This window comes from Streptomyces sp. NPDC058401 (genome assembly GCF_042722885.1).
Taxonomy (GTDB): Bacteria; Actinomycetota; Actinomycetes; order Streptomycetales; family Streptomycetaceae; genus Streptomyces.
Window position 1 is genome coordinate 1 of record NZ_JBHXKA010000028.1, and the last position, 15,344, is coordinate 15,344.

General features: G+C 70.0%; 15 protein-coding genes. 7 read left to right on the forward strand and 8 right to left on the reverse strand.

The genetic code is table 11. The annotated features are described in order from the left end of the window. Window positions 1-903: 903 nt before the first annotated feature. Window positions 904-2,367 carry a hypothetical protein gene (locus tag ACFWNV_RS13180; protein WP_383945029.1) on the reverse strand — a complete coding sequence of 488 codons (1,464 nt, stop codon included), beginning with the start codon at window positions 2,365-2,367 and terminating at the stop codon, window positions 904-906. 157 nt (window positions 2,368-2,524) lie between these two features. Between ACFWNV_RS13180 and ACFWNV_RS13185 the strand changes: the two genes are divergently transcribed. Continuing rightward, window positions 2,525-2,677 carry a hypothetical protein gene (locus ACFWNV_RS13185; RefSeq protein ID WP_383945031.1) on the forward strand — a complete coding sequence of 51 codons (153 nt, stop codon included), beginning with the start codon at window positions 2,525-2,527 and terminating at the stop codon, window positions 2,675-2,677. A gap of 344 nt (window positions 2,678-3,021) precedes the next feature. Beyond that, window positions 3,022-3,309 carry a hypothetical protein gene (locus ACFWNV_RS13190; protein WP_383945034.1) on the forward strand — a complete coding sequence of 96 codons (288 nt, stop codon included), beginning with the start codon at window positions 3,022-3,024 and terminating at the stop codon, window positions 3,307-3,309. Window positions 3,310-3,453: 144 nt separating this feature from the next. On the opposite strand, the gene ACFWNV_RS13195 is transcribed toward ACFWNV_RS13190, so the two are convergent. From ACFWNV_RS13195 to ACFWNV_RS13210, 4 genes are all read right to left on the reverse strand, one after another. Next, complete coding sequence (locus ACFWNV_RS13195) at window positions 3,454-3,807, reverse strand: hypothetical protein (protein ID WP_383945037.1); 354 nt, start codon at window positions 3,805-3,807, stop codon at window positions 3,454-3,456. A gap of 674 nt (window positions 3,808-4,481) precedes the next feature. After that, window positions 4,482-5,144: a serine protease inhibitor gene (locus ACFWNV_RS13200; RefSeq protein ID WP_383945039.1), complete on the reverse strand. Its 663-nt coding sequence runs from the start codon at window positions 5,142-5,144 to the stop codon at window positions 4,482-4,484. 35 nt (window positions 5,145-5,179) lie between these two features. Beyond that, a complete protein-coding gene (locus ACFWNV_RS13205; protein WP_383945042.1) occupies window positions 5,180-5,488 on the reverse strand; it encodes a hypothetical protein in 309 nt (102 codons plus the stop codon). A 144-nt stretch (window positions 5,489-5,632) separates the two neighbouring features. Then, window positions 5,633-6,844 carry an NAD(P)/FAD-dependent oxidoreductase gene (locus ACFWNV_RS13210; RefSeq protein WP_383945045.1) on the reverse strand — a complete coding sequence of 404 codons (1,212 nt, stop codon included), beginning with the start codon at window positions 6,842-6,844 and terminating at the stop codon, window positions 5,633-5,635. 196 nt (window positions 6,845-7,040) lie between these two features. Here ACFWNV_RS13210 and ACFWNV_RS13215 point away from each other — a divergent pair, with 196 nt between their 5' ends. Both ACFWNV_RS13215 and ACFWNV_RS13220 read left to right on the forward strand, forming a co-directional pair. Then, the gene (locus tag ACFWNV_RS13215; RefSeq protein ID WP_383945047.1) at window positions 7,041-7,472 is read left to right on the forward strand and encodes an IPT/TIG domain-containing protein; all 432 of its coding nucleotides are present in this window, start codon (window positions 7,041-7,043) and stop codon (window positions 7,470-7,472) included. Window positions 7,473-7,860: 388 nt separating this feature from the next. Continuing rightward, window positions 7,861-8,313, forward strand: coding sequence for a DUF2871 domain-containing protein (locus tag ACFWNV_RS13220; RefSeq protein ID WP_383945050.1), 453 nt, complete (start codon window positions 7,861-7,863; stop codon window positions 8,311-8,313). 8 nt (window positions 8,314-8,321) lie between these two features. Here ACFWNV_RS13220 and ACFWNV_RS13225 read toward each other — a convergent pair whose 3' ends face one another. Further along, on the reverse strand, window positions 8,322-8,912 hold the full coding sequence (locus ACFWNV_RS13225; protein ID WP_383945052.1) for a TetR/AcrR family transcriptional regulator: 591 nt from the start codon (window positions 8,910-8,912) through the stop codon (window positions 8,322-8,324). Between the two features lie 128 nt (window positions 8,913-9,040). Here ACFWNV_RS13225 and ACFWNV_RS13230 point away from each other — a divergent pair, with 128 nt between their 5' ends. Further along, window positions 9,041-10,717: a condensation domain-containing protein gene (locus ACFWNV_RS13230; protein ID WP_383945055.1), complete on the forward strand. Its 1,677-nt coding sequence runs from the start codon at window positions 9,041-9,043 to the stop codon at window positions 10,715-10,717. A 319-nt stretch (window positions 10,718-11,036) separates the two neighbouring features. Here the strand turns inward: ACFWNV_RS13230 and ACFWNV_RS13235 are convergent, their stop codons facing one another. Continuing rightward, window positions 11,037-12,209 (reverse strand): glycosyltransferase, encoded by a 1,173-nt coding sequence (locus tag ACFWNV_RS13235; RefSeq protein WP_383945057.1) that lies wholly within the window; start codon window positions 12,207-12,209, stop codon window positions 11,037-11,039. Window positions 12,210-12,378: 169 nt separating this feature from the next. Between ACFWNV_RS13235 and ACFWNV_RS13240 the strand changes: the two genes are divergently transcribed. Next, window positions 12,379-13,776 (forward strand): NDP-hexose 2,3-dehydratase family protein, encoded by a 1,398-nt coding sequence (locus tag ACFWNV_RS13240; RefSeq protein ID WP_383945059.1) that lies wholly within the window; start codon window positions 12,379-12,381, stop codon window positions 13,774-13,776. Further along, window positions 13,773-14,783, forward strand: a complete 1,011-nt coding sequence (locus ACFWNV_RS13245; protein WP_383945061.1) for a Gfo/Idh/MocA family protein — start codon at window positions 13,773-13,775, stop codon at window positions 14,781-14,783. The genes ACFWNV_RS13240 and ACFWNV_RS13245 overlap by 4 nt, the downstream gene beginning before the upstream one ends. 83 nt (window positions 14,784-14,866) lie before the next feature. On the opposite strand, the gene ACFWNV_RS13250 is transcribed toward ACFWNV_RS13245, so the two are convergent. Beyond that, window positions 14,867-15,286, reverse strand: a complete 420-nt coding sequence (locus ACFWNV_RS13250; protein WP_383945063.1) for an ester cyclase — start codon at window positions 15,284-15,286, stop codon at window positions 14,867-14,869. Between the last annotated feature and the right edge of the window lie 58 nt (window positions 15,287-15,344).

Genomic DNA, 15,344 nt, shown 5'->3' on the forward strand with positions numbered 1-15,344 from the left:
GCAGCTACATTTGTTTAAAAGAGACTGCTACCCCCCCGCTGCGCGGTCTGGACCGAACGCGGGCGCTGCGCGCCCTTGGTGACGGAGTGTGAGGGCCCCGCGCTTCGCGCGGGGCGGGCCGGCGTCCGCTTCGCGGGCTTGGGCCCGGGGTCTTCCGCTGCGCTCCAGACCCCTGTGTGCGGGTCGGGCTCGCTTCGCTCCCCCTTGGTATTGCTGGGTTGTGCGGGTCTGGGGCCCGGTCGCTTCGCTCCCCGGCCCCTGGCCCGCTCCGCGGGCGGCTAGCAAGGAGAGGGGGTGACCGGCCCCGGCCGAATCCAAAGCCGAGCTTGCGATTTCGTGACTGTTAGTCACCACACTACCCCTGTCCCCAACATGACGGGCCGTTTTCGGTGGGATCCGAGCCTAAAACCGGCCGGCCCCTCCCCCAACCTCCGAGCAGGACCCTGCCCGGCCCAGAAGGCGAGGTACCTCCGAAGTCATGGCCACGAGCGGCTCCCAGGCGCCCCCTACTGGCCTCTGAACAGCCGGAACGCCCCCAGGGGGCCAGCGGGCAACCAACGCCCCCACACGAGCACACAGCGGGTCCGGCCCCCAGTCGGAATTCCGACCAGGGGTCCCACGCACCCCCACCGCACGCTCAAACACACACAACTGACGCACCGTCAGATCTGATCGGAGAATTCAAAGCGTCGCCACCAGGAATTTAGAGCACCAAAAAACAAGCCCTCAAATTCAAGCAGATAGATTCATCGATAAACCCCAAAAAAAGTGCGGTTAATTTGCTCGGGCGGTGATCCGGCAGGGTGCCTAACTCCGCTGAAGCGGCCAGTGTTGTCCCGGCTGATGTCGCCCTCGGAAGTGCTGAGCTGAACGCCCACGCCGGGGTCTAGCCATGGAGCTGCGCTACTTCCTGGAGATCGCGGGCCACGGGAAGAGGTCGAAGAGCATCAAAGTGATCCAGACCAGGTGCAAGGCAGAGGCCAGGATGCGTGCGGTCATTTTCGGGACTGTCATGAGCCTGAGGGCGCAGTAGAGGGGTATGAGGCACAGGATCGTCGCCGTGATGACTGCGGGCACCCGGCCGCTGACATTGTCGTACTGAGCGGCCTCACCCTGAGCCATCAAGTACCAGGTCACGGCGATGGCGAAGAGCGCAAAGCCGAGCAGGAGGCCCAAGGGCTTGATGCTGTCCTTGGCCCAGAAAGACGGGGTTTCCGGAGCCGGCTCCAGGGCGAGAGCGGTGGCGATGGGGCTAGAGGTCGGGTTTGGCTCGTAGGCAAAAATCCCCAGCCATAGAAGAAGCGCCCGCCACAGGGGCTCCGGCGGCGGATTGGGGCTTGTTTCCGGGGTGATGGCCGCGCGTTGGGCCGGTACGAGGCGGGTGGGTCCGGTCGCGTGGAGAGCTGTGGCCAGGCGGGCTGGGCCAGCGGCGTGGAGGGTCTGAGCCACCCTGGTCAGCGCGGCCTGACGATCGATGTCGTTGCTGGTGGGGGGCTTGTCCAACGGGGTTTTGGACAGGGGTTGGACAGCGTCTTGGACAGTCAGAAGGAGGTACGGCCCATCAGGGTCGGTGTCGGGCTGGAGGTCTTCCTCGATCAGGGCCTCGTCCTCGAGGCCTTCGGCGGTGATGTGCGCCAAGCGGTTCTCGAAGGCCGCGTCGTCCACCTCGTCCGCCGTGTCCTGGCGGACCGGCTGCAGCGAACCCTGCGGAACGACGATCAGGTCCCGCGTCTCACGCTCCAGGCGGCTGATCTCCTCCTGAGCGTTCAGCGCCTCCGTCATCCAAAATTCCTGCTGTTCCTCGGCCGTCATCCGCCGGCCGCGGGCGCGCTCCTGCTGGATACGAACCCGGCTCAGCCGCTCTCTGGCCTGGCCCAGGCGGAGCTCCGCCCGGGCCCGCTCCCGCTCATCGGCCATCTGCAGCTGGAGCTCGGTCTTCTCCAGCCGGCTCTCGGTGTAAGCGAGCATCACGCGCAGCTCCGCCAGGTGCTCCTGCGCCTTCGCGACGAACTTCTGGTACCTGAGTACCTGCTCGAGGGCGTCCTCCAGGCGCTGGTGCTGGCGCATCACTTCCCTGCCGGGCGTCGCGCGGGCGGAGCTGCGTTCGGTGTCCGCTGCTTTCCAGCGTTCCCAGGCGTCCCTGACCGCGGTGTTGCGGGCCGGTCCGGGTTCGGTGAACGCCTCTAACAAGGCCTTGAGGACGGGCTTGGGGATGAGCTGGGAGCCGTTGAGGTAGTTCCCCCACGTCGAGCTGCTGGGCTCGAAGCGGTCCGCCAGTTGCCGGACCGTCGCGCCCTTGGTCAACCAGACCAGGAACAGCGCGAGCTGTCCGGCGGCGGTCTCCTCGTCGATCTCACGCGGAGCCATCGCGTTCCTCCCCCGCCGTTCCGTGCAGTTCTGACCACCTCATGACCAACCCGATCCCCCCTCCCACCAGCGGCGATACGGCCGCTGGCCCCTGGACAGGCGTGCGCCGGTCAATCTCTCCCCACCCCAGTACGCCCTGCCAATAGGGGAGAAGCCCGTGACGCTGTCCACGCTCTACGCATTCCTCGGCCATGGCCTTCTTGGCAACGCCCTGGCCGCGGCCCTCATCAGCGGGGCCGGGTACACAGCCAAGAAGATCCGGGCCAAGCTCCGCAACCGGAACGCGAACACCGACCGCACCACTTCCTGACCGAGCCGCACGCAGGATGACTCGGCACGCCGCAGGACCCCGGCCTGATCGCGTGCCTCCGGTTCGGCTCCGTCCACGAGGCGTTCGACTCACTCACAGCCTTCGAAGCCGGGGCTTGCGGGGCTAACCCCCGGACGTCGCATCCTCAACCCGCAACGGCGAACGCCTGGCGAACTGCGCCTGTGTCAAGCCTTCGCGAATCTGCGTCACGGACGCACTTACAGGCCTCTGACCAGGTACGGAACGGAAATTCGCGAGAACTCGACCCACCGCTGTCGGCCTCGCACAGTGGCTCTCGCCCCAACCAACACCCGGCGCCGCGCCGGACCTTTGAGAGGAACACCATGCCCACCACGACGCACACGACCCGCACCACCCAGACGACCACCCGCACCTCCGAGACGGTGCAGATGACCGAGACCACCGACGCCGGCCCCCAGCCCGGCACCAGCCGGCTCCTCAGGGTTCTGACCGTCCTCCTGGCCCTCGGCGGCGCCATCGCCGTCGCCGCGCTCCTGGTCGTACGGCTCGCACCGTCCTGGGCCGACCCCATCGACGCCGCTCTCACCGCCTTCGGCGCCTACGCCACGGTGGCCGTGCCCTACCTCATCTGGGACCGGTCGGTGAACTAACCGGTTTCCTCCCCACCGCAGGTCAGGACGGTGCGGTGGGGACGTCCAGCCATCACGGGACCGGCTGGACCCTCTAGTCCGTCGCCCCCGGTATTCCGACGGAATACCGGGGGCGGCCCGGTCGTACTGCCCCAGAGCGTGGGCTTAGTCGACGTCCTGGGCAATCACCCATAGGCGAGTAGTCACCCACATGTTGTACAGCCAGCGATCCATGGCTCCTGCCTCAGCCTGCCGCTTGTACCGGTGGAGTTCCGTACGCGACATCCGGGCGATCCAGTACACGTACTCGTGTGGAGTCATCCCTCGAGTCTCGGCATCATCAAGGAGCAACTGACGGTCACGGGGGCTGAGGGCCACGGACCAGCCGTCGCCCTCGTCCATCCACGCTGAATCGATTCGGCGGTAGAGCAAGCGCTCCCGCACGATGCCTCCGCCCTCCAGCGGCCAAGAACCGAGATCTTCGTAGCCGTCCGGGTCGTAGCTGTCCTCTAGCGACAATTCGATCTCCCTGTACTCGTCCCGACCTGGCTGTACAGAAGTTGCCCAACAAGGCTACGTGTCTTTGGACTTGGGGTGCCGGTAGGAACGTTGTCACCAGCCGCAAACAGCCGTCAGGGCCTCGTGACTGCGGTCCCGAACACCGTCGACATCGCCACGTTGAAGAGGTCGACGATCTGCTGGACGGTCTGCCTCCGAAGCGCTGAGCGACGGCCCGTCGCCCCGCAGACGCAGATCGGTACGGTTCTGCGTTCCAGCGCGCTGAACTGCGAAGACGTTTGAGTTGAGGCCCATGGCCGTTTTGGCGGGAGACTGTGCGGGTGGGTGATCAGCGTCGCCCTCTGGGCACCGACCCCCGCCAAGCTCCCGCCCCGGACGGGCCGGCCCGCCGTGGCCGTCTGGCGCGGGAGCTGGGACAGGAACGTGGTGGTGTACTCCCTCGAGGGACACCCCGTGAGTACGGTGACCATCCGGAGACCGGCGCCGGGCCGGCCCGCTGGAGTAGCGACGGTACCCACACCTGGGGTCCCCAGGGACGGCTTCCCTCGTGGCCTCGGCGGAAGCACGGCCGCCACTGAGGAGGCCACGGTCTGGCTCGCCTGGTACAGCCACGAAGGGGCTTTCCTGTCGCGCGTAGTGCTCAGGGGTGTGACGGCGTCCTCTGGGAGCGGCCGCTACCCCCGTTTGGGTGGGCGGGCCACCTTGTTGTCCTTTACGAAGAGTCTTACCCGGTGCTCGTTGAAGTCCATCGTCACCATGCTGCCCTCGGGGACCACGTGGACCGTGATCTCCGGGAACTCCGCGCGAATCTGGCTGCCGGCGTCCTCCGGTGACTTCCCCGTCAGTTCTGGCCACTCGTTCTTCTTGTCCATCGTCCCCTCCAGGGTCGTGGTCGCTTCGGCTCCCGGTCGGGCTGGATTCAGATCATCTTGTTGGTGGGTGGCTCCTCGCTCCAGCACGGTTCTCAGATAGCCGAGGTGTCTGGGTGCACAGGCGATCAGTACAGGGGATTCGCCGTCACGGCACTCCAGTACGTGCCAGGACGACCACACAGCGGGCGGGTCGCCCTTCTCTCTTCTGCGGGCTCGCACGATCTGTAGCCGCTCCACCGGAACCGTCCGTCTGTGGAGGTCCACGAACTCCGTCGGCGAGGTGCTCAGACCAGCGGGGCCCGCGGTGAGGTGGACGACCGCAGACGCGCAGTACGAACGGTCTCCCACGATGCATCCCTGGAAGACCAGAGATCCACCCTCGGAAAAGATTCGGGCGTCTCTCCTGGCCTCTCTCCGGGAGCTTCCTCCGAAGATTCCGCCTGCCACGACGAATACGAAATCCATCGAAGCCCCGCCTTCCATCGCTCCGCAGGAGGGGGTTACAAGTTGCTGTCGATGCCGGTTACGGATGGGGGGCCGAGGGGGGCTTCGAGGTCTGAGAGGCCGGCTTCTTGCAGGGCTGTCGTGACGATCTGCAGGGCGTCGAGTTCCGCCTCGTACTTGTCCGGGGCCTCGACCTCGAGTCGGATGGAGAAGGTGCGGTCGTCGTTCAGGGTGAGGAGGCGCAGCCCCTCGTTCTCGCTGACCTCCGTGTGCCGCGATGCCAACTTCCGTTCGATGGCAAGGTGGATGGAATCAGGGACGTCCGAGACGAACGTACCGGGGACCGTGATGACGTAGCTGGTCACGGCAACTCCTCACATAGGGCGGAACTCCACTGCCATCCGACTGCCCCCCATTCTTCATAGTGAACTCGTTCCGTGTCATCCCGGGCGGCCGGTCTGCTGCTCGCTGTGTGAGTGGTTCAAAATGAAGGGCGGATTTAGTCTGGGCTAGGCGGTCTGGTGGGTGGTGGTGGGGGCCTCGGTGGGGGTGGTCTGCAGGCGGCGGGTGCGGGCCGCGCCGCCCGACTTGAGGTGCATGGTGTAGGCGCCGGGCTTGGCCGCTTCGTCCGCGAGGTGCTTCGGGATGACCTTGCAGACGGTCTCCTTGAGCTTCGCGCCCAGGGCGCCGTTGACGTTGAACCACACCGCGGTGTCGAGGCGGTTGGCGAACTGGAAGATGCCGCCGTTCCGGCCGAGGCTGATGCACTGGGCGGCGAACGGCTGGTTGAGGGTCTGCGGCTGCTCGCCCGCGATCCGGCTCAGGACCGTGTCCGCGGCGCGTGCGCCCATCGGCATGGCCGCCTGGCAGCTCATGCGCAGGGGGAGGCCCGAGGGGGCCGCCGAGTCGCCGGCGGCGACGATGTGCGCGTCGTCGACGCTGGTCAGGGTTTCGTCGGTGAGGAGGCGGCCCAGCGCGTCGGTGGTCAGGCCGCTGCGGGCGGCCAGGTCCGGGACGGCGAAGCCGGCGGTCCAGATGGTGACCGTGCTGGGCAGTTCGCGGCCGTCGGCGAGCTGGACGGTGTCCTGGGTCACGGCCGTCACCTTGGTGCCGGGGCCGTCGAGGACGGTGACGCCGAGGCGGGCCAGCCGGGCGGCGACGGTGCGGCGGCCGCGGGCGTGGAGGTAGGGGCCCAGGACCCCGCCGCAGACCAGGGTGACCGCGCGGCCCTGCTCGGCCAGTTCGGCGGCGGTCTCGATGCCCGTCGGGCCGGCGCCGACCACCGTCACCATGGCCGTGGAGGGTGCGGCGTCCAGGGCCGGGCGCAGGCGCTGCGCGTCTTCCAGGGTGGCGATGGGGTAGGCGTGCCGGGCTGCGCCGGGGACGGCCGGGTTGGCGCTGCCGCTGCCCACGGCGTAGACCAGGTAGTCGTAGGCGAGCGTGTCGCCCGAGGTCAGTGCGAGGGTGCGGGCGTTCTTGTCGATGTGCGCCACCGTGTCGACCGCCAGGTGGACGCCTTCGGCCAGGACGTCCCCGTAGGCGATGACCGCGGCGTCGGAGCCGCCCACCAGCTGGTGGAGACGGACCCGGTGGACGAAGTCCGGACGGGGGTTGACCAGCGTCACCGTGACGTCGCCGCGCCGGGTCAGGCGGTTCGCCGCCATGACGCCCGCGTATCCGCCGCCGATGACGACCACTTCGGTGTTCTTGGACTCGTTCATCGTGTGTCTCCAGCGCTTGGTTGGGCTTCTGGGCACAAGACACCGGTGGTCCGGACCGTGTGACAGATGGTGGTGTGTGACCTGGGTCACAGGGGGAGTGTGTGGGCGCGGCATGGTGTGTTTGTGCTGGATTGGGTCGTATGTGGTCCCCATGATGGGGTGGCCCGGCTCCGTCTTCGCCTGGAGGGTTCTTGTCATGACGCGTACTCGGCGTCCGAGCGGGCTGGTGCTCGCCTTGGTGTTGTTGTGCGGCCTGCCGTGGGGGCAGTCCGTGGCGTGGGCCGGGGCTGACGGGCCCGGGCGTTGTGCGGTCGGGGGGACGTCCGGTCCGGACGGGGTCGCGCAGGGGGAGCTCGTCGCGCTGCAGCCGGATGCCGGACCGCGCAGCGGTGGTACGCAGGTGACCTTGAGCGGCGCCGGTCTCGGCTCCTCGACGCGGGTGTTCTTCGGCTCGGTGGGGGCCGACGGGTGTTTCACGGGGCTGGAAAGCGCGGAGGTGGTCGTGCTCGGTGACACCGCGGTCATCGCCGTCGCGCCGCCGTGGCCCACGGCAGCGGTCGTCTCCGTCTACGCGGGGACCGCGTGCGGGCGGCTGAGCAATGGGCTCGGGTACACGTACCTCGAGTGAGCGGTCCGTTCCGGCGGCTGCCTGTTTCCCGCCACTGCTGGAGAGGAATCCGCCAGACCGCGGGGGTCGGATTCCGGCTGGTCCAGTGGGGGGACGGGGCTCGGCCTGAGGGGCCTGCGTGCTCAACGCGCCTTCGGCTCGGGCTTGGTGGAGGCGGGCTGGAGGGGGCGGTTCGTTGCAGGTCAGTGCGTGGGTGGCGAGTACGACGGACGCCGGCCGCACGGTGCGGGGGTGGTGGGCCGTGATGGCGGGTGGGGCTGGAGGGGCCGTGGAATCTCGCTCGAACCCGGCTTGAGCGACGCATTTGGTTCCGCCGAACAGGCTACGCGAGGTGCTTCAATGGCCACCGTCAGGGGCGCTATTGGATCAGCAGGGAGCGGGCACGGGGATGCGGAAGTCGTACGTCGCGGCGCACATTTACATGATTGTCGGCGTGATCTCCGGGTTGTACTACCGGGAGATGACCAAGATCAACGAATTCGAGGGCGAAACCCAGCTCTCGATCCTCCACACGCACTTGCTCGCGCTGGGCATGCTGGTCTTCCTCATAGTTCTCGGGCTCGACAAGGTGTTCGGGCTGTCCGGGGACAAGCAGTTCACCCGCTTCTTCTGGTTCTACAACGCCGGTCTCTCCATCACCTGCCTCAGCATGCTCTACCGGGGCACCCAGACCGTGCTCGGGAACGAGGTTCCCGAACTGTTCTCCCTGGTGGGCGGGTTGGGGCACATCATCCTGACCGTGGGGCTCGTGCTGTTCTTCATCCTGCTCGGGAAGCGGGTCAAGGAGCACGAGAGCGCGAAGCAGCCCGAGCAGCCCGAGACCGTGAACAGCTCGGTCTGACGGTCGCCTTACCGCGCGTGGGCCGCCGGGCCGGTCAGGATGCCGGTCAGGGCGGCCAGGCGCTCGCTGGTGAGGTCCGGGCGCAGGCGGCGGCCCCACGTGAGGGTGGCCAGGCCGTGCCAGGCGCTCCACAGGACCTCGGCGACGAGGTCGGGGTCGCGGCCCGCCGCGACCGGCTCGACGGCCTGCCTGATCTCGGCGAAGGCCGTGAGGAGGGGTTGCGGGGTGCCGGCTTCCGAGTGCTCCAGGCCCACGTCGAGGGTGAGCATGGCCTCGTAGAGGACGGGGCCGCGGGCCGCGAAGTCGGCGTAAGCGCGGGCGACCGCGTCCAGGGCCTCGTGCGGGTCCTGTGAGGAGAGCCGGGCCGCGTGGAGTGCCGCGGTCAGTTCGGTGAAGCCTTCGAGAGCCACCGCGCTGACGATGGCGTCCTTGTTCTTGAAGTGCTGGTAGAGCACGGGCTGGCTGTACTCGATGCGCTCAGCCAGCCGTCGCGTGGTGACGAAGTCCCAGCCCTCCGCCTCGGCCATCTCGCGCGCCGTGGTGAGGATCAACTGGCGGCGCTGGGCCTGCTCGCGGACTCGGCGCTCTCGGAGGGTCATGCGAACTACGGTAGCACTGTCGGTGAAATTCTAGTTGTCAGTGATAGGGTTTCTGTCTTTGGGTGGGGCGTGTTTTCGGCCGGTGTCCACAGCCGTCGTCTAGTGGCCTTCTAGGTGTGGTCGGCAGCATGCGGGGCAAGACCGCCCACGGAGAGGCCACCCCCATGCAGACCCCGACTCCCCTGGAGCAGCTGCTCGACCTGGCGGCGGACCTGCTGGGCCACGACCGGCGGACCCTGCCGGCCCGGGCCTCGGGTTCGCCCTTCATGACCCTCGGCGGTGGGCTCGGTCAGGCCATGCGGCTGCAGGCCCTGGCCGGTGAACGGCTGGAACTCTCGCTGGACATACCCCAGCTGCTGGGCCCCGTCCCCCTGGCCGACGTACTCGCGCGGGCCGTTGCCGTGCCGCGCGGCGGCGTGCCCGAAGCGGACTGCTCCGGGCCGCGCGCGCTGCTGCCCGGGCAACTGGCGGCCCTCACCGCGCAGCAGTACACCGGCGCCGCCGCGGTGCACCGGATGCTCAGTGCCGAGCTCACCGGGCCGCTCGACCTGGGTGCGCTGCGTACGGCCCTGGACGCCTTGAGTGCGCGCCACGAGGGGCTGCGGACCGCGTTCGGTTCCTCGCCGCGCGGCCCCGTACGGCGGGTGCTCGACGCGTACGCGCTGCCGCTGGTCGTGATGGCGAAGGTGACGGTCGGGGCGGGCGAGGATCCGGTGGCCGCGGCGCACGCACGGCTGGTGGTGGACGTGGAGGGCCTGACCGGGCATCCGCAGCGGCCGCCGCTCGCCTTCGCCCTGACCCGGCTGGCGGCGGACCGGCACCTATTGACCTTCCTGTACCACGAGGCCGCGCTGGACTGCTGGTCCGTCGCGCTGGTCTGGCGGGAGCTGCTCGCCGACTACGGCCGCGCCGTGCGGAGCCGGCCGCTCGACGGGGGCGGGCGGCGCGGGGGCGACCCGGTCGCGCGACGGGCCGAGGGGCTCGACCGGTCCGGTGCGCTGCGTGCGCCGGCGGCCGAACGGGTCAAGCGACTGCGCGAGTTCCCCGCGGTCGTGGACCTGGCGGGACCGGGCCGACGGCCGGCGGTCTTCGACTTCCGCGGTGACCGGCTGCTGTTCGGCCTCGGCCCGGGCCTGCGCGAGGCGGTCGACGCGACGGCCGCGCGGGCCGGGGTACCGCACTCGGTCGTGGTGCTGTCGGCGTGGGCGCTGACGGCGGGGCGGCGCTCCGGACACGAACGGCTGCTGGTGGGCACCGAGCTGCCGCGGCGCCCCACGGCCGAGCTGATGGGCACGGTCGCGCCGTGCTCGGCGACGGTGCCGGTCTGCTGCGAGCTGGAGGGCGGGGTCGACTACTTCCTGCGGGGTGTCGCCTGCGAGTTCGGCGAGGCCCTCGGTTACGCGGACCTCGACACGGCGGCGCTGGCGCGCGAACTGGGGGCGGCGGCCGACCGGTCCCGGCCCGCCCTGACGCAGGTGGCCTTCGCGGCCTGCGACGAGCTGCTGCCGGAGACCCTGGAGGCGGGTCCGCTCACCTCGCGCTTCCACCACGGCCACCTGGGCGGCGCCACCGCGGACGCCACGCTGCGGGTGCTGCGGTGGGGAGGGGATCCGCTGCTGGGCCTGGAGTTCGCCTGCGGGGTGTTCACCCGGGCCGAGGCGGTGGAGCTGGCGGGCGAACTGCGGGGGATGCTGGAGGCGCTGACGGACGCGGACGCGCAGGATCCCGTCGAGGACCTGCCGGCCGGTGCCGGCGGCGGGGCCGCGGCCGGGCGTGCCCGCTCCGCCGCGGCGCCCCTGGGCTGACGGGCCACGGTACATCCGGTGCGCGCACGACCGGGGGAGGATCCGCGCACACCGGATGCCATGGGCCCGGACGACGGGGGTGGGACGTCCGGGAGTTCGGTGCCGCCGGGGCTCCCTGCGCTCCGGCGGTCATGGGGTCATGCGGTCATAGGCTCATGCGGTCATGCGGTCATGCGGTCATGCGGTCATGCGGTACGACGGGCACTGCGGGGGGGGTGCGCTCCGGCGGTGCTGCGGGGCCGGGTGTCCCGGCCGGCGGGCCCCGGGCCCGGCCGGGGGCCGGGGCGGGGGTGGGGGGCGCCGGTCGGGGCGGCTCCGGTCAGCCGGCGAGGTCGGGGAGGCGGGCGGCGACCGCCTCCGGGTCCGGCATCGCGGCGATCTCCGCCGCGACCTTGCGGGCCGCGTCCCGGTAGCTCTCGTCGCCCAGGATGCGGCGGGCGTTCTCCGTCACGGCGTCGGCCGAGAGGTCGAAGACGACCTCGCCGGCGCCGACGGCGTGCAGGGCCTGGCCGTTGGCCGGGCCGTCGGCGCCCTGCGGGACGATCAGCTGGGGCAGGCCGGCCGCGAGCGTGGCCAGGGTCGTACCGCTGCCGCCGTGCTGGACCACCAGCGACGCGCGCGCCAGCACCTCGGACTGCGGCACCCACGGCGCGGCGATCACGTTGGGGGGCAGTTCGCCGAGTTCGGCGAGCTGGATCCGGAAGCCGGTGGCCACCAGCACCGGCACGCCCAGCGGGCGCAGCCCGTCGATGACCGTGCGCAGGTTGTCGGCGGAGCCGAGCGCGGTGCCCAGGGTGAGGTAGACGAACGGGTCGCCGGAGGCGCCCAGTCCGCCCGGGATCTCGCCCTGCTCGACGTACGGGACGGGGCGCAGCTCGATGCGCGGCCAGCCGGACTCGAGGATGCTCCGGTCCTGGATGGAGGGCGGGGAGATGTCGATGAGGGTGTTGCCCAGGGTGCTCGCGCGGTCGGCGGGTACGTCGACGCCCAGGTCGGCCGCGGTGGCGAGGATCTCCCGGCGGAGCCGCTCGGCCTCGTGGTCCTGCGAGATGGGGCCCACGCCGTGCGCGACGGCGGGGATGCCGGCGAGCCGTGCGGCGAAGCCTGCGCCCGGGTTGAGCACCTCGTGGACGACCAGGTCGGGGCGGTACGTGGTGAAGGCCGTGGCCAGGTCGGCGGCGACCCAGCGGGGCAGGACGGAGCCGAACACCTTGATGTGGAGGTCCGCGAGGACGGAGGCCGGTACGTCCTGGGCTCCCACCTCGCCGCCGTGTTGCTCGAGGAAGGCTTGACCGCCCGCTGCTTCGATGAACGCCTCGGGTACGGACCGGCCTGCCGTGACCGGCTCGAACCCCGCCTCACGAAGGGTCTGGTGGAACTGCTCACCCGTGGCGAACGCGACCTGGTGGCCGGCTGCTCGTGCGGCCCTCGCCAAGGGAAGCAAGGGGAAGATGTGCCCGAAATTGCCCACGCTGGCAAAGAGGATTCTCATGAGGCCTCAGCGTAGGGTCGCCGCCATCCCGTGTCTAGTGCTGCTAGGAAATTTATCAGTGGTCTGTTTCCTGTCTAGGCTCGCTCCAGTGGCGGCCGATCGCACGCCCCCATCCTCGCGATGCGGCCGCCTGCCCCTGGGCATGCGGAACAAGGCGAAGGAGCCATTGATGATCACAGCCCAGACGGTGCCCGCGGGCCTCGTTCCGAGTCTCGGGCGACGGTTCACGCTGTCGGCCCAGACCCTCGACAGTGCGGTGACGCCCAACCCGGTGTTCCGCGCGTGGTTCGCCGAGCAGCGGCGGACCAACCGGTACGACGTCCGGCGCATCCCCTTCTCCGAGCTGGTCGGCTGGCACTTCGAGGAGTCCACGGGGAACCTCGTCCACGACAGCGGCCGGTTCTTCTCCGTCGTGGGGCTGGACGTGCGGACGGAGTGGAACGGGTACGGCGCCTCCTGGTCGCAGCCGATCATCAACCAGCCCGAGATCGGCATCCTGGGCATCGTCGTCAAGGAGTTCGACGGCGTCCTGCACTGCCTGATGCAGGCCAAGATGGAGCCCGGGAACATCGAGACGGTGCAGCTGTCCCCCACCGTGCAGGCCACGCGGAGCAACTACACCGGCGTGCACAAGGGCGCGGCCGTCAACTACATCGAGTACTTCCGGCCGCCGCGGGTGGGCTCGCGGGTCCTGTACGACTCGCTCCAGTCCGAGCAGGGTTCCTGGTTCCTGCGCAAGCGCAACCGGAACATGGTCGTGGAGGCCATCGGCGACGTGCCGGAGCACGAGGACTTCGTGTGGCTGACGCTCGGCCAGATCCACCAGCTGCTGAACGAGTCCAACGTGGTCAACATGGACGCGCGCACGGTGCTGTCGCTGATCCCCTCGTTCGCCAGCGAAGGCACTCCGCTGCACAGCACGGAGCACCTGCTGAACCGGCTCACCGAGATCAAGGCGCTGCGGGAGCTGGTGCAGACGACCATGCCGCTGTCGGACGTACAGCGCTGGCAGCGCACGGAGTACGCGATCGAGCACGAGACGGGGCATCACTTCAGCGTCATCGCCGCCTCCGTGCAGGCCGCGAACCGCGAGGTGAAGAGCTGGACCCAGCCGCTGATCGCCCCGGCCGAGCAGGGGCTCGCCGCCTTCCTGGTGCGCCGGATCGGCGGGGTGACGCACCTGCTCGCGCAGGCCAGGTCCGAGGCGGGCGTCCTGGACGTGGCGGAGCTGGGCCCGACCGTGCAGTGCCAGCCGGCCCGGGCGCTGACCCTGCCCCCGGAGCAGCGGCCGCGCTACCTGGAACTGGTCCTTCGGGGTCAGGGCCGGCTGCTGTACGACACGGTGCAGTCCGAGGAGGGCGGCCGCTTCCACCACGCGGGCAACCGCTACGTGCTCGTCGAGGTGGGGGACGAGTTCCCCCTCGACGTTCCCGAGGACTTCCTCTGGGTGACTCCGGGACAGCTCGCGGGCCTGCTGCGGCACAGCAACTACCTGAACATCGAGGCCAGGACGCTGCTGACCAGCCTGCGCGCGACCCGGGCGCTGGACGGGGAGTACGGACTGTGAGCGGGAACGGGGACGGAAGCGGGAGCGGGGCGGAGCCGAGGGCCGGGCGGCTGCGGATCGGTGTGCTGGGGTGTGCGGACATCGCCGGGCGCCGCATGCTGCCCTCGATGGCGCAGCAGCCGCTCGTCGAGGTGACGGCGGTGGCCAGCCGCGGCATCGAGCGGGCGCGGGAGTTCACCGCGCGGTTCGGCGGCGTCGCCGTGGCCGGGTACGAGGAGCTCCTGGAGCGGGACGACGTGGACGCGGTGTACGTGCCGCTGCCGCCCGAGCTGCACGTGGAGTGGACGCTGCGGGCGCTGGCCGCCGGCAAGCACGTGCTGTGCGAGAAGCCGTTCGCGACCCGGCTGGCCGACGCGGAGAAGGCCGTGTCCTTCGCCCGTGAGAGCGGGCTGCTGCTGATGGAGAACTTCATGTTCCTCCACCACTCCCAGCACGCGGAGGTGCGGCGGCTGGTGGCGGAGGGCCTGATCGGTGAGGTCCAGCTCTTCGGCTCGGAGTTCGGCATCCCGCTGCGCCCCGACGCGGGGCCGCAGGGCCTGCCGCGGCGTGCGAGCACCCTGCCGGAGGTCGCCGCGTACCCGATCCGCGCCGCGCGGCTCTTCCTCGGCGACGGACTGCGGGTGGCGGGTGCGCAGGTGCGCCCGGACAGCCCGTACGGTCCGCAGCCCTCGGGCAGTGCGCTGCTCGTGGCGCCGTCGGGGGTGGCGGCGCAGCTCGCGTACGGGGTCGAGCACGGGTACCGCAGCGGCTACGGGCTGTGGGGCAGTGAGGGAAGGCTGCGTCTGGAGCGTGCCTTCAGTACGCCGGACGAGCTCACGCCCGTGCTCCGGGTCGAGCGGGGCGGCACGGTCACGGAGATCCCGCTCGCGGCGGACCGGCACTTCACGAACATCGCCGGCGTGTTCGCCCGGGCCGTGCTGTGCGGGGAGGACTTCACGCCGCACACGGAGGCGATCCTGGCCCATGCCCGGCTGGTGGACGAGGTGGAGCGCGCCGCCTCGTTCTGACGGCGGCGGGACGGCCGACGGGCCGGTGCGGGCGGTGGGGTCCACCGCGTGCACCGGCCCGTCGGCCGTCCTGCGGGCGGGCGCTACTCGCCCTGGCCCGCGTAGAAGTCGGCGCCCAGCTGGTGGAACATGCCGGCCACGTCGAGCTGGTCCCAGTGCTCGGCGAGCAGGCCGTCCTCGACGCGCCAGATGTCGATCGTCTGGAAGGTCAGGGTGCGGCCGGTGGCCGGTATGCCGAAGAAGACGCCCTGGTGGGTGCCCGAGTACTCGAAGCGGCCGACGATCCGGTCGCCGTCGGCGATCAGGTCGTGCACGACGATCTTGACGTCCGGGAAGGCGTCGAAGATCTGCTGGAAGAAGGCGGTGTTGGCCTCGATGCCGTCCGCGACGATCGGGTTGTGGTCGATGTGTCCGGGAGCGGTGTGCTCGGCCATCGTGCTCACGTCGTGACGGTTGATCATGTCCACGAAGCGCTGGATGAGTTCGCGGTGGTTGTCAGACATATCGGGGTGCCTCTCTCGGGCTCTCGCGTCGGTGGTCCGAGGATCCCCACCACCGGTC

Coding starts and splice junctions, on each gene's coding strand:
- ACFWNV_RS13210 (WP_383945045.1), bottom strand. CDS start 6,844: ATGAACGAGTCCAAGAACACCGAAGTGGTCGTCATCGGCGGCGGATAC.
- ACFWNV_RS13215 (WP_383945047.1), top strand. CDS start 7,041: ATGACGCGTACTCGGCGTCCGAGCGGGCTGGTGCTCGCCTTGGTGTTG.
- ACFWNV_RS13225 (WP_383945052.1), bottom strand. CDS start 8,912: ATGACCCTCCGAGAGCGCCGAGTCCGCGAGCAGGCCCAGCGCCGCCAG.
- ACFWNV_RS13180 (WP_383945029.1), bottom strand. CDS start 2,367: ATGGCTCCGCGTGAGATCGACGAGGAGACCGCCGCCGGACAGCTCGCG.
- ACFWNV_RS13240 (WP_383945059.1), top strand. CDS start 12,379: ATGATCACAGCCCAGACGGTGCCCGCGGGCCTCGTTCCGAGTCTCGGG.
- ACFWNV_RS13235 (WP_383945057.1), bottom strand. CDS start 12,209: ATGAGAATCCTCTTTGCCAGCGTGGGCAATTTCGGGCACATCTTCCCC.
- ACFWNV_RS13200 (WP_383945039.1), bottom strand. CDS start 5,144: ATGGATTTCGTATTCGTCGTGGCAGGCGGAATCTTCGGAGGAAGCTCC.
- ACFWNV_RS13250 (WP_383945063.1), bottom strand. CDS start 15,286: ATGTCTGACAACCACCGCGAACTCATCCAGCGCTTCGTGGACATGATC.
- ACFWNV_RS13190 (WP_383945034.1), top strand. CDS start 3,022: ATGCCCACCACGACGCACACGACCCGCACCACCCAGACGACCACCCGC.
- ACFWNV_RS13220 (WP_383945050.1), top strand. CDS start 7,861: ATGCGGAAGTCGTACGTCGCGGCGCACATTTACATGATTGTCGGCGTG.
- ACFWNV_RS13230 (WP_383945055.1), top strand. CDS start 9,041: ATGCGGGGCAAGACCGCCCACGGAGAGGCCACCCCCATGCAGACCCCG.